Origin of the sequence: Algibacter marinivivus (genome assembly GCF_003143755.1) — a bacterium.
GTDB classification, from domain to species: Bacteria; Bacteroidota; Bacteroidia; order Flavobacteriales; family Flavobacteriaceae; genus Algibacter_B; species Algibacter_B marinivivus.
The window spans coordinates 105,292-120,307 of record NZ_QFRI01000003.1 but is presented as its reverse complement, the minus strand read 5'-3'; the positions used below and the strand labels follow the sequence as shown (position 1 = coordinate 120,307).

General features: G+C 30.9%; 12 protein-coding genes. 8 read left to right on the top strand and 4 right to left on the bottom strand.

What is annotated here, in order from left to right; genetic code table 11:
* Window positions 1-24 precede the first annotated feature (24 nt).
* The 4 genes from DIS18_RS12140 (at window position 25) to DIS18_RS12125 (ending at window position 3,447) form a co-directional block, all read left to right on the top strand.
* A complete protein-coding gene (locus DIS18_RS12140) occupies window positions 25-762 on the top strand; it encodes an abortive infection system antitoxin AbiGi family protein (RefSeq protein WP_109353350.1) in 738 nt (245 codons plus the stop codon).
* A gap of 8 nt (window positions 763-770) precedes the next feature.
* The gene (locus tag DIS18_RS12135) at window positions 771-1,748 is read left to right on the top strand and encodes an AbiTii domain-containing protein (RefSeq protein WP_109353349.1); all 978 of its coding nucleotides are present in this window, start codon (window positions 771-773) and stop codon (window positions 1,746-1,748) included.
* Between the two features lie 52 nt (window positions 1,749-1,800).
* A complete protein-coding gene (locus tag DIS18_RS12130) occupies window positions 1,801-2,742 on the top strand; it encodes a hypothetical protein (RefSeq protein ID WP_146191826.1) in 942 nt (313 codons plus the stop codon).
* Window positions 2,743-2,952: 210 nt separating this feature from the next.
* Window positions 2,953-3,447 (top strand): hypothetical protein, encoded by a 495-nt coding sequence (locus DIS18_RS12125; protein WP_109353347.1) that lies wholly within the window; start codon window positions 2,953-2,955, stop codon window positions 3,445-3,447.
* A 90-nt stretch (window positions 3,448-3,537) separates the two neighbouring features.
* Here the strand turns inward: DIS18_RS12125 and DIS18_RS12120 are convergent, their stop codons facing one another.
* A complete protein-coding gene (locus DIS18_RS12120; RefSeq protein ID WP_109353346.1) occupies window positions 3,538-5,598 on the bottom strand; it encodes a tetratricopeptide repeat protein in 2,061 nt (686 codons plus the stop codon).
* Between the two features lie 154 nt (window positions 5,599-5,752).
* Between DIS18_RS12120 and DIS18_RS12115 the strand changes: the two genes are divergently transcribed.
* The 3 genes from DIS18_RS12115 (at window position 5,753) to DIS18_RS12105 (ending at window position 8,637) form a co-directional block, all read left to right on the top strand.
* Complete coding sequence (locus tag DIS18_RS12115) at window positions 5,753-6,031, top strand: STAS domain-containing protein (protein WP_109353345.1); 279 nt, start codon at window positions 5,753-5,755, stop codon at window positions 6,029-6,031.
* 32 nt (window positions 6,032-6,063) lie between these two features.
* Window positions 6,064-7,314 (top strand): oligosaccharide flippase family protein, encoded by a 1,251-nt coding sequence (locus DIS18_RS12110; RefSeq protein ID WP_181364048.1) that lies wholly within the window; start codon window positions 6,064-6,066, stop codon window positions 7,312-7,314.
* Window positions 7,315-7,434: 120 nt separating this feature from the next.
* A complete protein-coding gene (locus tag DIS18_RS12105) occupies window positions 7,435-8,637 on the top strand; it encodes a glycosyltransferase (RefSeq protein WP_109353344.1) in 1,203 nt (400 codons plus the stop codon).
* Window positions 8,638-8,639: 2 nt separating this feature from the next.
* On the opposite strand, the gene DIS18_RS12100 is transcribed toward DIS18_RS12105, so the two are convergent.
* From DIS18_RS12100 to DIS18_RS12090, 3 genes are read right to left on the bottom strand one after another with little or no spacing between them, the layout of a single operon-like run.
* Window positions 8,640-10,157 carry a glycoside hydrolase family 2 TIM barrel-domain containing protein gene (locus DIS18_RS12100; protein ID WP_109353343.1) on the bottom strand — a complete coding sequence of 506 codons (1,518 nt, stop codon included), beginning with the start codon at window positions 10,155-10,157 and terminating at the stop codon, window positions 8,640-8,642.
* On the bottom strand, window positions 10,154-11,356 hold the full coding sequence (locus DIS18_RS12095; RefSeq protein ID WP_109353342.1) for a hypothetical protein: 1,203 nt from the start codon (window positions 11,354-11,356) through the stop codon (window positions 10,154-10,156). Before DIS18_RS12095 ends, DIS18_RS12100 begins: the two co-directional genes overlap by 4 nt.
* The gene (locus DIS18_RS12090; RefSeq protein WP_109353341.1) at window positions 11,356-14,445 is read right to left on the bottom strand and encodes a hypothetical protein; all 3,090 of its coding nucleotides are present in this window, start codon (window positions 14,443-14,445) and stop codon (window positions 11,356-11,358) included. The genes DIS18_RS12095 and DIS18_RS12090 overlap by 1 nt, the downstream gene beginning before the upstream one ends.
* A gap of 183 nt (window positions 14,446-14,628) precedes the next feature.
* On the opposite strand from DIS18_RS12090, the gene DIS18_RS12085 reads away from it, so the two are divergent.
* Entirely contained in the window at window positions 14,629-15,000 is a 372-nt protein-coding gene (locus tag DIS18_RS12085) for a response regulator (protein WP_109353340.1), read from the top strand.
* Window positions 15,001-15,016: the final 16 nt, after the last annotated feature.

Here is a 15,016-nt window from a genome sequence, read left to right as displayed (position 1 = left end):
TTTAATTAAAACCATCTATTGAAAATGAGTATTTCACCATCAACCCTTTTCCATTTTACCAACAAAAATGCACTATTTGATATTCTAAGAGATAACTTCAAATTAAAGTATTGCTTGGAAAAATTACCAAACGATAAAGAGGATGGTAAAATTGCAGTACCAATGGTATCTTTTTGCGATATAAAAATATCAGAAATAACAGAACACATTGAGAAATATGGAGAATATGGAATTGGTTTAAGTAAAGATTGGGCAAATGAAAAAAAGCTTTCTCCTGTTTTTTATCAAAATTTAAAATCAGAATTTTCAACAAACTTTAGAGCAAATATCAAAGAATTTCTTGACGATATAAACATTGACCTAAAACATAAAGGAACAATTATAGACTTGCTAAGACTCTCTAAGGAGTATGAAGGCAAGCTTATTAGGAGAACAGAAGAAATTGAAAAATATAGATTTGCTGATGAAAGAGAATGGAGATTTGTTCCAAGAATGACTTTGAATAGAGAAATTCCTGATTTTATAAATGAAGAACATTATAATACACCAGAAAAAAAACAAAACGCAAATGATAAATTAAAAGATGAAAGACTTTATTTCAATGCTAACAACATTATGTATTTGATTGTAAAAGAGGAAAGTGAGATAAATGAACTAATAAACCATATTAGACAAGTAAAAGGCAAAAATTATACGATGGATGAAGTTGATAGATTAACTACTAGAATTATTTCTTGTGAAAGGATAATTAATGATTTTTAAAAAACTATATGATTCAACAAATAATATATGATTTAACAAATGATGATAAATCGTTAGTTAGCCCTTTGCTCAAGACTAAAGTGTTTGCTTCTAGACTAAAAAATAAAAAATTATTGGAGTGGGTAAATAAAGAAATCAATGGGTATTCTATGAGTGATACTCTTCCTGAATATAGAGTTGGTTCTGCTACTTCATCTTGTACTTTAAGACAGGGTTATGCTTTGCAAGAAAACACACCTGTTCCAATTTCGTTTATTAGTGATGAAAATTTAAGAAACTTCTTTGTTCAATTTGAATTTAGAGATAGCGTAAAAACATTAGAAAGCTATGTAAACCACAAAGATAACGACACGCTTATTAAAATTCTTCCTATTGATTTTTGGGCTTTATTAACTCGGCATATGAAAGAAAGCGGATTTAAAAGCGAAATAAGAGATATAAAGAAAATGGCTCATATTTCTACAATTACGCAAACTCTAACCGAAATTAGAAGCAAATTTTTAGACTTTATGTTAAACCTAGAAACCGAATTTCCAGATTTACCAAAAAACATTGAAGATATTAGCGATGACATAAAAGAAAATATTACTAAGACTATTAATGTAATTATGGGAAATCAGTACAATACGTCAAACGTTGGGGAAGGGAACACTATAAACACAGGTAATAATGCTAAAATTAATACAGCGACAGGAACAAACATAACTCAACAACTGGAAATAAACAGCTTAAAAAAAGAAGAGATAAAAAACCTTGTTGAACAAATTAATATAATAGTTGATAAGTTAGAATTAAACGAAGAAGACAAAGAAGATATTTTATCTGAATCAGAAAGAGTTTTAAATCAATTAAAAAGAGAAAAACCGAAACAAACTATAATAAGTCAATCATTGAACACGACTTATGATATTTTATCCAAAGTAGATTCTAATTCACAAACAGAACCAATAATTGCTGAAATAGAAACATTGTTAGCTAATTTTTAAAAATAACTAGTCATACAGAATCACGTTGTATGCAATTAAAAACTCAAACTTATTGAATAAGGCATTAGAAATAATATTTCAAAAAAAAACACTTAGTTACATTCTTTTTCTAATTACTGCTGCCATAATTAGAGAAGCATTGGCATTAGGTTTTGATGAAAATTTTGAAAATTTATTTATTTACTTAAATGAAAGGTATAATAATAATGATGTAGACCTCTATATTTTAATCCTTCAACTACTTTTTACAAAAGGCAGCTACATTACATTGTTAATTTTGTTTGTACTATTATCAGTTTTTGTTTTTTTGAAAAACAAAGAGTTAAAAAAACTGACAACTCCGAATGCAGATTCAAAAGATTTTCAAAAGCTTCGAAAAAAGATAAATAAAATAATTAGTGAGGAGAGCTTTCCAGAAATTTATAATTCATTTTTTCACAAACTAACCACAAAATTCTCACCCGTTTACTCTGAGTTTTATCTTAGAAATTTAGAAATTCAGGTTGATGTTTCGTCAATAGATAATAATGAAATTGAATTCTATCAATTTACCAGAGTATTAGTTTTACCAGACAAAACTCAGAAGTATTTTAAATTTAAACACCCAATAAATAATCAGATTCAAACAGAATATTCTGCGCAATTAATGGCTTATAAAGTCGATGAAATTGACTTCATGGATAAATTAGAACGAGATGTATTGGAATTCGAGACCATATTTGAATCTAAGAGGGAATTTTTTGTAGAATATAAACACAAATTCAAGTATTCCATTTTAGATAACCCTTATCATTTATTTAAGATGAATACTTATTGTTCAAACTTATACTTTAGTATTATAATTCCAGAAAATTTTGAAATCGGATTATTTGATTTAGGAAATAATGATCTATATGTAATTGAAGATTCACGATTAGGAAATAAACAATTACGATTCAAAATGGAAAATGGTTTTATGCCAAATGATGGATTCGGTATTTATTATAAAAAGTAATAAAAACTGCATACAACAATGGCTATAAGTAATTGCTCGTTCTTGCCAACTTCTTAATACCCGTGACGTTTCCCTATTGGTCATGATATTTTGCTAACTTAGTTTCATACTACCGCAACACATCATACATGAGGCGTTTTGAACAACAGTTTGTTAATATAAGCTTTTTGATAGTTTTGGAGACTATTAGTATGAAATTCTATAATAATCATGGTTAAAAAAATTAACTTCAAAGAAACCTCAGAAAAAGAAATAAATCTTTATACTTGTTTAGGAGAATCTCTATGTGCAGTTCAAATATTAGAAGACGCTTTAAGCCATTTAATTATTCTAAAAAAAACAGAACCTGACCAAAAGAAAGTAGCAGATGATCTTTTAAAAAAACAACAATTTTATACTTTTGGACGGGCAATAAAAATTGCCAAAGATGAATCATTATTGCCTAATTCATTGGAAACTGAATTATCAAGCCTCCTCAAAGAAAGAAATTGGTTAGTTCATGAGAGTATTACAATCGATAAAAATAATTATAAGACAGATTCGTTTTTTAATGAATTATTTAAAAGAACTAAGTCCATAACATTAAAAGCACAAAAATTAAAGGTTTCGATTGAACTAGATTTAATTGAATATTCCGAGAAGAAAGGTATTGATATGTCTAAAGTTAAAAATGAAATGAATAAGAATTATGGTTTAAAATTTTAAATGAGCTATACTGCAATTCGTTCTCTTTCGGTAACGGTGGAAAATCATAGCTGATTTTTAACAACGAGCTTCATACAAAACTGTTTCCATTTATTCCCTAAACCCAGGAAACTCACACAAATACCACTTAAACTGCAGCCCAATTTCATTAAAAGTAAAACCAGCTGCAGTAGCTGAGGCAATATTACTTCGGGTACCATACAAGTTTAATAAAGCACGTTCAGTAAATTTATACCCTAATTTTCCTTGTATGCGGTAGGTGCTTTGGCTGGTATCATCTTCAATATATTGTAAACCTGTGGCCGCAGTTAACTCATAAAACCACGCCTTAGGTTTAGTAATGGCTTCATCTTTAATAATATTTACAAATACTTCGGCAGCGTTAAATTGTTCTGGGCTAAAATAAATAGTTGGCACTTGGTTTTTAAACGTAATGTATTGGTAATTTAAACCCGCTTTTAAAGCAGGTTTGGCTAGTATGTTGTAGTAAAGCGAGGTAAACAATAAGTTTCTAGCATTATCATCGTTTTGCCACGTGTAAAAATATTGTGTAAACCATCCTAAATTAAAGTTGGTGCTTAGGTTATAATTGGCGTACAGGTTATTCATCACGATTTCCCGATCTAATAATTCGGCATTAAAACTTTGTATTTCACTTTTATAGCCAATATCTAAAACTTGCAGTTTAAAGGGTTTTATGTTTAAGGCTAAATCGGTTACCAATTGCGTGTAATTGCTTGTGTTTGCTTTGGCAGAGGTAACGCCAGCAGTTCCTTTAAACGTAATATTTGGTAATATTTGGTAGGCTAAACCTAATGAAAAATCGTTTGATGTGGCATCAAAATTAGTGACTTTATTGGTTGTTGTTCTGTAGCCATAACGCGCCAACCACTTAAATTTGGTTGAAGTTGGAAATTCTATATTCGTTTGTACTGCAAAGGCTTTGTTATCGCCATTATCAAAAGAGTAGGAGGCTTTGGTTTCCCAAAACGGTGTAAAACTTGTGTTTAGGCTTGTAATAAAATTGGTAGCATCTTTTTGCTTGTCATAAAAGGTTAAAGTATTTTCTGCGGATTGGTAGGCTTCATCATATTTTCCTAAAGCTTTTAAGGCATTGGCTTTTCCTAAATTGCCATCAAAAGAACTACTATCATTTTCTAAAATGCGGTTGTAGTCCGCAACACTTTTCTTAAAATCACTTTTATAAATGTTTAAAGTAGCACGTAAGGCTAAAATCCAGTTTTCGTTGGGTTCTGCTTTATGCAATGTATCAATTAAAACCTGTGCATCTTTATATTTTTTATTCCAAATAAGCGCTTGAATGTAACGCTCTTTGGTTTGTTGTATTAGTGTTGCATCATTTAAGTTTGAAATCGTATTGTAAGCTTCCTCACTAATATTTAAAGCTTCTTTTTCTTTGCCTTTTAAATGTTTTACTAAGGCTAATCCGTTTAGTGCTACTGTCTTGTTTTCTGGCGTATTGGCTATGGTGTTGTATGTGGTTTCAGCGTTATCAAATTCGCCAGCAATTAAATAGAGGTTGGCAAGATTTAAAAGTGTGTCTTTATCATCTTTAAAAAGATCTAAATTTTCTTTTAATAAACGTTCTGCTTCCTCGTAGTTCTGAGCTTGTTGATTTTGATACGCATAGCCCAAATAAATATACTTTTTTGAGGTTAACGCATTTGGGTTTCCTGGTAATACTTCCAAAGCTTTATTTACATAAACTAAGGCGTCATCATATATTTTAAGATTGGATAGGGAATTGGCATAGCCTAAAAGCGCAGGGAAACTTTTATCATCTTCTTTAATTAAGTTTTCATAAAACGCTTTAGCATCGCTGTAGTTTTTATCCCAAAGTAAAGACTCTGCGTAGTTGAGTTTAATTTCAAAATCGTTGGGATATAATTTTAGTAAATCGGTAAAAATAGTAACAGCCTTTTCTGATGCGCCTTGTAAACCCAAAGCACGCCCATAACATAGTTTTGCTGTTTTATTATCGGGATAGTCTTTTAGAATAGTTTCAAAAAAAGATTCTGCTTCTTGGTATTTACCAGTTTCTAAATAGGTAAAACCTTCTTGCATGTTTTGTGCATATATAAAGGTAGATACAGATAAGACTAGTAATAGTAGATATTTTTTAAAGGGCATAGTGTGTTTAATTTATTACAGGTGCAAGTTAATCAATAGTATTGAATCATTCGTCTACAGCAACTTGCACCTGAACGAAATTCAAGAGTCTTACGCTGATTCTTAAAGCATCTTTGTACCAGAAAACAAAACAATATTAATTAAAAAAAATAGTATGGCACTTAGAATTAAAGAGAACAACGGAACATTTTTAGTAGAAGGCACTATTAATAATACTACAGTAAAACAATTTAAAAATCATTTAGAGTTCTTATTAGCTTATTCAAAATCTCTAACCATAAATATTGATAAGGTTACAGCTATTGATAAGAATGGCTTGAAAGTTATAGAGGATCTTTTTGAAGCAGCAGAATTTTATAATAAAGCGTTTTCAGTGATTGGTTATGGTTGTAAAGACATTTATGAATCTATTAATATGTCAGTAGCAGCATAATTAAAAGAATACTAATTTTTAAAACTAAAGTCATGCAAATTATAGCCACTTTAAAATCTAAAAAAATTTCGCCAGAGCAATTATTTATGTTAAGTGTTCTTGTTGTAAACGGTGGGAATTATTTATATAATTTAATTCTTGGGAGACTATTAGGACCAGCGCAATTTGCAGATGCGGCAGTACTCATTACATTTTTATTAGTATTGAGTTTTGCAGCTATGACATTTCAGTTAGTTACCGCAAAATTCTCTGTACTTTTTGAAAACGAAGTGTTTAAAAGTTTTATTTCTAAAGTATATAAAAATGCACTTTTGGTTGGCGTTTTAATGGGAATACTCATTATAATGTTTGCAAACCAATTGCAAAACCTATTTAATACATCATCATCAAATATGTTTATTGTTTTTGGTTGTGGTGTACCACTTTATTTTTTAATGAGTGTGAACAGGGGAATATTTCAAGGCAAAAAAGCTTTTAAAGCATTATCGATAACATATCAAGGCGAAATGTTAAGTAGATTAATTATTACCCTTGGACTTATTTTAATTTTCGATATCCAATCGTCAGTTGTTATTGCGGTTGGTATTCTAGCATCATTTGTATTTGGGTTGATTCCTTTTAAATTCCCAAGTATCATTCCAAAAAAAGCATTGGTATTAAGTAAAACACATTCAAAAGAAATAAAAAGTTTCTTTATAATAACTGCATTTTATGAACTCACACAAATCATAATAAATAATAGTGATATTCTTTTAGTAAAGCATTACTTTGAATCATATGAGGCAGGTTTGTATGCGTCTTTAGCTTTAATTGGTCGCATTGTTTACTTCATCGCTTGGATGTTTGTTATGTTGTTGCTGCCAACTGTAGTTCAACTTAAAAAAGAAGGGAAAGAAACAGCACCAACACTTTTTAAGTATGTGGGTTATATAGCAGCTATTTCAATAAGTATTATTGTGGTTTGTTTAAGTTTTCCAGAAACGATTATCACGCTGCTTTTTGGAGATAGTTACATAGCCATGGCGCCTTTGTTGTGGAAATATGCTGTTGCTACCTCAATGTTTGCTATCTCTAATATTTTTGCATATTACTACTTGTCTTTAGATAAATATGTTCCCGTAGTAATTTCAGGGCTATTTGGAATGCTTCAAATGGGATTAGTTATTTTTTATCATGATAGCTTAGAACAAGTGGTGCACATGCAAATTATAGCTATGTTATTATTATTGTGCATTCAATTATCCTTTTTTAAATACAATCAATTAAAATCTAAAATAGCTTAATCTAAAGAGAATTACCATTCGTCTACACTAAAGGTCATCCGGTCTACAAGTGACTGATTTTAGATGAATAAAACCCCAAATTTGTAGAGTAATTAATAAATAACATTAAAAACGAAACTTATGAAATTAGCAATCGTAACAGCATATCCACCAAGTAAAGTAACTTTAAATGAATATGCATACCATTTGGTAAAACACTTTAGACAAAAAGAAGATGTTACAGAATTGGTATTATTAACAGATACTACTGAAGGTAAAAAAGATGTTGAATTTACAGAAGCAGGTTGTAAAATAACAATAAAAGAATGTTGGACATTTAATAGCTATGCAAACATTTTAAATGTAACTAAAGCTATAAACCAAGTTAAACCAGATGCTGTTTTATTCAATTTACAGTTTATGAAATTTGGAGATAAAAAAGTGGCTGCTGCCTTAGGTTTAATGTTGCCATTAGTTTGTAAGCTAAAAAAGATTCCAAATATTGTGTTATTACATAATATTCTTGAAGAAGTAGATTTGGGAAGTGCAGGGTTCACAAGTAATAAATTGATGCAAAAAATTTACGGATTTATAGGTTCAAGTTTAACGCGATTAATTCTTCAAGCAGATACTGTTGCTGTTACGATGCAAAAGTATGTTGATATTTTGGAAGAAAAATATAATGCAACAAACGTAAAGTTAATTCCGCATGGTACGTTTGAAATTCCTGAAGAACCAGATTATAAAGTTTCAACTTCTCCTATACAAATTATGACTTTTGGAAAGTTTGGAACGTATAAAAAAGTTGAGGGTATGATTGAGGCTGTTGAAAAAGTAAGACAATCTACAGGATTAAATTTAGAAGTTGTAATTGCTGGAACCGATAATCCAAACGTACCAGGTTATTTAGCTAAAGTACAAGAAGATTACAAGCATGTGCCACAATTGCGTTTTACTGGTTATGTAGAAGAACATGAAGTTCCAACTTTATTTAATGAAAGTGCTGTAGTTGTATTTCCATATACATCAACAACAGGAAGCTCAGGCGTACTTCACCAAGCTGGAAGTTATGGTAAAGCGGTAGTAATGCCAGATTTAGGAGATTTAGCGTTGTTAGTACAAGATGAAGGGTATAGAGGGGAGTTTTTCGAGCCAACATCAGTAGAAAGTTTAGCGACTGCTATTGAAAACATAGTGACAAACGAAACTTATAGAACGGCATTAGGTAAAGCCAATTATAAAGCGGCTACGGCACACCCGATGTCTAAAATTGCAGATATGTATTTAGAGTCCTTTGAAACTATTATTTCAAAGAAAACAAAATCTAGTGTAGCAGTTGTGTAAAACTATTTTTTGGAAATATATTTAAAAGCGGGCTTAGTCTCTCCATTTTGGTCAATAAATCCAAAATGTTCTTGGGCCTGTTTTCGCCAAGGGAGTCGTCCAACGACTTCTTTTGGTATTTCAGTAAAGTCGTAAAGTGTCCAAGACATAAAATTGATATCGTTTTCACTAAAAATACCTTGTGCTTTTTTATGATAGTCACTTTGATCGTCTTCATTATTCCCAAAAGGATTCCAAAATCCTTTGTAAGACGACAGCCCGAATTCTGTAATAGCTATAGTTTTATTAGTAACTTCAGATTTTAAATGCTTGTATGTAGCTTCTAAATCATCCAAATCTTCATAGTAATGAAAACTAATAAAGTCTAGTTTATCTTTTAGAATTGTAGCACTTTCTGCATTAGACCAACCAATGGTTACAGGATGTTTTGGGTCTGTAGATTTTACTAAATCAATCATGTTATCAAGCCATGCGATTACTAAATCTTTATGTCTTGATTCAAAATCTAAATTAGGTTCGTTTTTAATATCCCAAGCCAAAAGAGCGGAATGATCTTTTAATGCAGATACTATTGTTTCAGCGTGATGTTGATTCAACGTCCAATTTAAAACTGTGTAGTCGCCATAAAAATCAAATAATGTGGCTACTACTTTTAACTTTTCAGCTTCAGCTAAATTTAAAACAGTTTTTAGTTTCGTTAGTTTTTCAGGTTTCACATTGGCTTTTCCAAAATCTTCATAAGGAATAAATATTCTGATACTGTTTAAGCCTGCTTCTTTTATGATTTTAAAATCTTTAGTAATAATAGCAGCATCAAACTTATCGCCATACATGTCCCAGGGAGAAGCTTGAGGATAATAGTTAATACCTTTTACTTTTGAAACTTCAGTACTGGCATGAGCAAATTTATTTTTATAATCTTTGCTTTTTTCCTTTATCATGTGTCGGATACGCCAAAAGCCATCTTCTAAAAGAAAAATAAGTTTATAAGTAGACTGCTCTTTGGTTTCTAGTTGGAGCGTGTAATTTTCAAAAACACGTTTAAATTCAATAACATTTTTATCTGTAACAACAGCTAATTGGCCATCTTCACTAAAAAAATCAAGCGAAAGATGATGCTCTAAAGTAGTGCCCTCAATAGCAATATGATTTAATTTATTTTGAGCTACAAAGGCAGTTATGTTTTTTCTAGCATTTTCAGTATAATAATCTTCAATACCTGCTAGTGTATTCGTTTTATAGGCCACATGTTTTACATACCAAGCATCTAAATAATCATTTTGAAGTGCATTTAGAGTTTGTGCATCCATAGGTCTGCCTTCATTATTTAAAGGCGCCCATTCCAGTTTTGGTAAGTATTGGTCTATCTTTTTAATTTCGGTATGCAGCATAGTACTTCGGTCGGCTCCCGTGTTTAAATAGCTGTATAAACTGCCAATGCCAAATAGTACCAAAGCAATAATAGCGATGTAAGACAGCACTAAAACACTACGCAATATGTTTTTATTTATACCTGTCATAGCTTTACATTCGGATATGTTTTCTGTACACCAGCGGTTTCAATTTTAAGCGTATAGTTTTCACTAGGGAAGTTGTTGGTATCTAATTTGAATGTGGCATAGCCTTCAAAAGAACTTTTAGTAAGTGTATTTAATTTTATCTCATTTTGAAAAACTGAAAGCGATACTTCTAAGCCATCAGGCACCATTTGATTCATGAAACTTTTTAAAGGCCCTATAGTTACCGTTCTATAATCTTCTGAAAATAGCACGTTAAAATCTGAGATGATCGTTTTGTATGCTAACTCAATGGGTTTACTTTCTGCCATACCTTCTACAAAGGCTTTAACTGTCCATTGGTCTTCATGATCTGGATGAATCATTTTTGCAACAGCAATCCCTTTTATAGTTGTGCTAGAAGTTTTTAAAATATGGTTTGAACGGTTTGTGATAAAAAAATCAATATAAGTGCCATCACTCACTAAATTCCCGAATTGATCTTTAATTATTGACGTAGAAAATGTGGTAATTTGATTGCCATCTGCATAGTCATGATTTCTACTATGCGAAATATTAAAATCTGTTGGTATAGCGGGAAGTACATTAACCGTATATTCTTTTGAATTGAATCCCAAACATTCTGAAGACACTAAAATTCGACCTGTTTTGGTTTCTGAATAGATGTTTTTATAAGCAATTCTGTTTTTCATAAGAACGACCTCTTCATTTTGATTGTCTAAAAACTGATGTTTAACGGTAACCTTGGTGCTATCAGCTAAAGGGTTATCTAAATAATCTGTGGGGATAACAACAAGCATGGAGTAATCTGTTCCGCCAGCTTGAATACTTGGTGGACCTAAATACGTTTCTAGAGCTACTGCCTTTTGTTTGGATATAATTGTAAATGCCCCAGAAAGCGAATTATTTGCTAACAATTTCCAATTAACAACTCCTGTTTTATTACTTATAGATTGTGGGATTTGATAATTTAGAATTCCTGAATCTATTTCGGGCTTAATTATAGTAGAGCCATAACTGTTACTTACATACAAACTTGGTGTCTCGTTATCAGTATTAGAAAACTTTAAGCTAATAGATTGACCAGCTTCAAATTGAGTGGTTTTAGTAATCAATTCTATAGCTCCATTGTTTGCATAGGAAGGCATTGATAGTAAAACCATCCATACATAAAAAAGTAAATATGTATATTTCAATGTCATTAATTAGGGTTTCCTATATAGGTGTTTATTTCAATTTTAATAAAACTATAGTTTTTATTTTCTATGGGTTGCAAAACGGTGTGTGTTTGATTTTCAATTCTGTTTGGAACAACTTTGTTAGAAATAGATACATTAGGTAACCCGTTTACAAAACAGTTTTTCATATCCTCGTTTATAACCTGAATCGTGTCATTTTTAAGAATGGGATAATCAAACGATTGTTGACGCTGCTGCCTGATACCTTCTGCAATAAATTGATGATCTACCCAAAGCATATTTTTATGTTGATCATAATACGTAAATAACAATTGCGGAATGGTAACTTCTGCTAATCCAGAATTAAACAGTTTACCAGTAATCTGTTCTTCAGAAATATCTAAATCACTTATTGAGGTTCCTTTGTATAAATCTGATCCTGAAACATTTCCCGCTACTTGTAAGTTGAATTTTGTGGGTTGTTCTTCAAATTCAACAGGTGTAAATTCATCTGGATTAAAAGTTTTTGGAATAGAATCTTGTGTTCTTGACCATGCAATGCCTTCAAAATTAATTTTAAAAGAACTTACTTCTTTAGGCATCAGTTTATGCTTTACGTGATATTTAGCATTATAAGTTGCTAGTTGTTTATTGTCATCATTATATAAGGTACCTTTTAATACTACATCGGCAGGAACATTATCTATATTTTGAACTTCTCCAATTAGTGCATAACTACCATTATGTTTTACCAGTTTTGCTGATAAGATTTCTAAAACAGGTTGTTTTAAAACATCTTCGTGGTGGGTTTGTTCTGTAGTAATGCGTCGTCGTCCTTGGTTAAAATATTTGGTAACATTATCTGAGTATAACTGGTCTGGTGGTAAATCTAAATCAATATCCTCTGGGTTTACATACCATTTCCCTTTCAGTTTTACTAAAGTTTTATAATCGGTTTTATTAATTTTTTCTAAAGGTGTAATCCACTTAGTATTCACTTTTACAGTTGCTAAACTATCGGTTTTTGAAGTTACTATAGTTTCAATAGCATCTAGTTTAGCATAAGAACTCAATAATCCATCAGTAACCGAAATCTCTAACATATACTGTGCAATAGGTAAATTACTTTCTGGGTTTATAAGACTGTAAGCTGTTTCAAATTCTTTAAAATCTAATGCGTCATAATACGCTAGCAATGCATTTTCTGGAGAATGATGCGCATCATTTTTAATGTAGAATAGGTGTACACCATAAAATACTATAATTGCTAGAATAATAGACCAAACATGGGTAATTCTAAGCAATCCTCTTGAGAACTTAGTATAATTATTCTGAAATTTTAAAAATTCAGGAATAGCTTTTGCTTTAGTCTTTAACGTATTTATCCAAAGCATTTGAATGTTTAATATAAATGCAATAAGAACTGTTAAAAAAGGCATAATGCCCCAAAGTATTTTCAGCCATTTTGCAACATCTTCTTTAGGTAAAATAGATGATACAGGAGGTACATTTAATTTTTCCCAAACTTGAATTCCGTTTTCTAGTTGACGAAGTCGTTGCCAACCACAGAAATATAAAATTGGGTCGTAAAATTTATCATTAGAGAATATATATTTGAAATTATATTTTTCAGGTGTGGTTAAAAATTGCTGTAATGAACCAATACCTTCAACACCTTTAAATTTAGAATTCTCTAAACGTTCTATAGGTCGGGTTGTTAATTCTGGTAAGCGTCTTGCAGAATGGTAATTACCATCAACACTCATGGCGTTGGTTTGTGCTGATAACCAAGCCATTTGGTCTCCAAAACCTAAAGTCATATACCGCCAATTATCATGCTGATCTTGATTCAGGAAATTAATAATAGGTAACATTTTTATTTGCTGAGGTTGCGAGGGTCTAAAATAACTGAGACTCATTGTAAAAATGGTCATGAATAAAAAGAGACCTGCAAGTATGCCTCCAATTAATCGGTGGTAAATAGCACCAAATTTATCTTGAATTAGTTGTTTTAAATCGCCTTCAACAAAGCGATATACAAATTCTCCAAAAAGCGGTAAAGACATAATAGATGCCCATAATGTAAAACGGTCTAATGTTAGGATATTAAAAGCTGTTTCTCCTAAAAATAAACGTGGAATAAATGTGGTGCCTCCAGTTCCTAAAACGGTAAGAATAGTTATTGAGAGTCCAAAAAACAAGTAACGCTTACTGTAATATCTATAGAATATATATGGCAATAAAATGAGTAAAACACCCCACGGAATTAAAAAGAACACCAAGCCAGATGAGGTAATCTCTAAAAAATTGTCTCTAGACCCATGTGGAATGGGAACTTGAGTTATTGGATTGTTCTTAGAGTTTATCCAATAGGGAAGAATACAACCAACTATAATAACTAAGGATAGCATTCCAAAACTTATAATGCGTTTAAAAAGTTTAAAAAAGCTATTAATAAATACCTTGAATGTAATGGCTTTAACCGAATCCACTTGTTCTCTTGATACATCCATAATTACCATACCTATTAATGGAAAAATGAAGAATATCATTCCAAATATTGGCGTAACATGATGAGAAGTAACCGTAACAGATATTAGAGAAAGTGATGTAAATAGGTATTTATAACGCCCTGTTTTTAGCCATAAATAGATTTCGGGTAACGCATGCATTAAAACAGAAATTCCAATAATACTTGGCAATTGACCAAATATATGCAAGGTTTCTACAAAAGACGATGAGAAAACAGCCAAAATGGAAGCATACCCAGCAACAGTTCTATTTGATGTTATAAGTAGCGAAAAACGATAAACACCAGTAATAAAAAGCACAATGCTTATTAAGGCTACAGTAAACATACCAAACTTCAGTCCGCCTATTAATGAAAGTGCTGCAATAGACTGATGTACTAAAGGCGGGTAACTCATTACAGTAAAACCCGTGTACCACTTATAATTCCAAGGTTCAAACCAACTATTTGCATAATGGTCTGCAAAAAACAAATGGATTAAAGCATCGTAGGTAGTCTCTAAGGTAAAGAAAATAGAAGTGCCATGAAATGCTATTCCTATTAGTAAGGCAACTATTAAGTATTTATTTGAGGTTTCTTTCATTAATTTTTTGAACGGTAATCGCTACATGGTAAAGATAAATAATTTAATTACTGCTTGTAATTTTATTTATCTACACAAATCTACCATTCATCTACACATACCTATACCTTAAGCTAAATATTAATTTTTAAAGTCACTTCAAATGTAAATTTGTCCTGTAATTAAAAACAAAAACACCTTAAAATGAAAATATTAGCCATAGACGATCAACAATTAGTTTTATTGCCTTTACAAAAAAAATTAGAAGACTTAGGTTATAAAGTTAAGACAAGTACTGATGCTAATGAAAGTATAGGTATATACGATAGATTTAAACCAGATTTAGTAGTTGTAGATATTAACATGCCAGACATGTCTGGTATAGAATTTATCAAGTATATAAGAATAAATAAAAGTTCATCCACTCCAATAATAGTCTTATCAGGTAACACTAGTAGTGATGTTATTGCTGAAGCCTTCAAATTTGGAATTAATGATTACATAAAAAAACCAATGGATTTAAATAATATCTGCGAACGTATTAAAAGATTAAATATTTTTTTCCAAACATATTAATTAAACATTTTAAAAA

What these genes read in the sequence shown, in the direction of transcription:
- DIS18_RS12140 (WP_109353350.1), top strand. Translation starts at nt 25, where the DNA reads ATGAGTATTTCACCATCAACCCTTTTCCATTTTACCAACAAAAATGCA.
- DIS18_RS12135 (WP_109353349.1), top strand. Translation starts at nt 771, where the DNA reads ATGATTCAACAAATAATATATGATTTAACAAATGATGATAAATCGTTA.
- DIS18_RS12125 (WP_109353347.1), top strand. Translation starts at nt 2,953, where the DNA reads ATGGTTAAAAAAATTAACTTCAAAGAAACCTCAGAAAAAGAAATAAAT.
- DIS18_RS12120 (WP_109353346.1), bottom strand. Translation starts at nt 5,598, where the DNA reads ATGCCCTTTAAAAAATATCTACTATTACTAGTCTTATCTGTATCTACC.
- DIS18_RS12115 (WP_109353345.1), top strand. Translation starts at nt 5,753, where the DNA reads ATGGCACTTAGAATTAAAGAGAACAACGGAACATTTTTAGTAGAAGGC.
- DIS18_RS12110 (WP_181364048.1), top strand. Translation starts at nt 6,064, where the DNA reads ATGCAAATTATAGCCACTTTAAAATCTAAAAAAATTTCGCCAGAGCAA.
- DIS18_RS12105 (WP_109353344.1), top strand. Translation starts at nt 7,435, where the DNA reads ATGAAATTAGCAATCGTAACAGCATATCCACCAAGTAAAGTAACTTTA.
- DIS18_RS12100 (WP_109353343.1), bottom strand. Translation starts at nt 10,157, where the DNA reads ATGACAGGTATAAATAAAAACATATTGCGTAGTGTTTTAGTGCTGTCT.
- DIS18_RS12095 (WP_109353342.1), bottom strand. Translation starts at nt 11,356, where the DNA reads ATGACATTGAAATATACATATTTACTTTTTTATGTATGGATGGTTTTA.
- DIS18_RS12090 (WP_109353341.1), bottom strand. Translation starts at nt 14,445, where the DNA reads ATGAAAGAAACCTCAAATAAATACTTAATAGTTGCCTTACTAATAGGA.
- DIS18_RS12085 (WP_109353340.1), top strand. Translation starts at nt 14,629, where the DNA reads ATGAAAATATTAGCCATAGACGATCAACAATTAGTTTTATTGCCTTTA.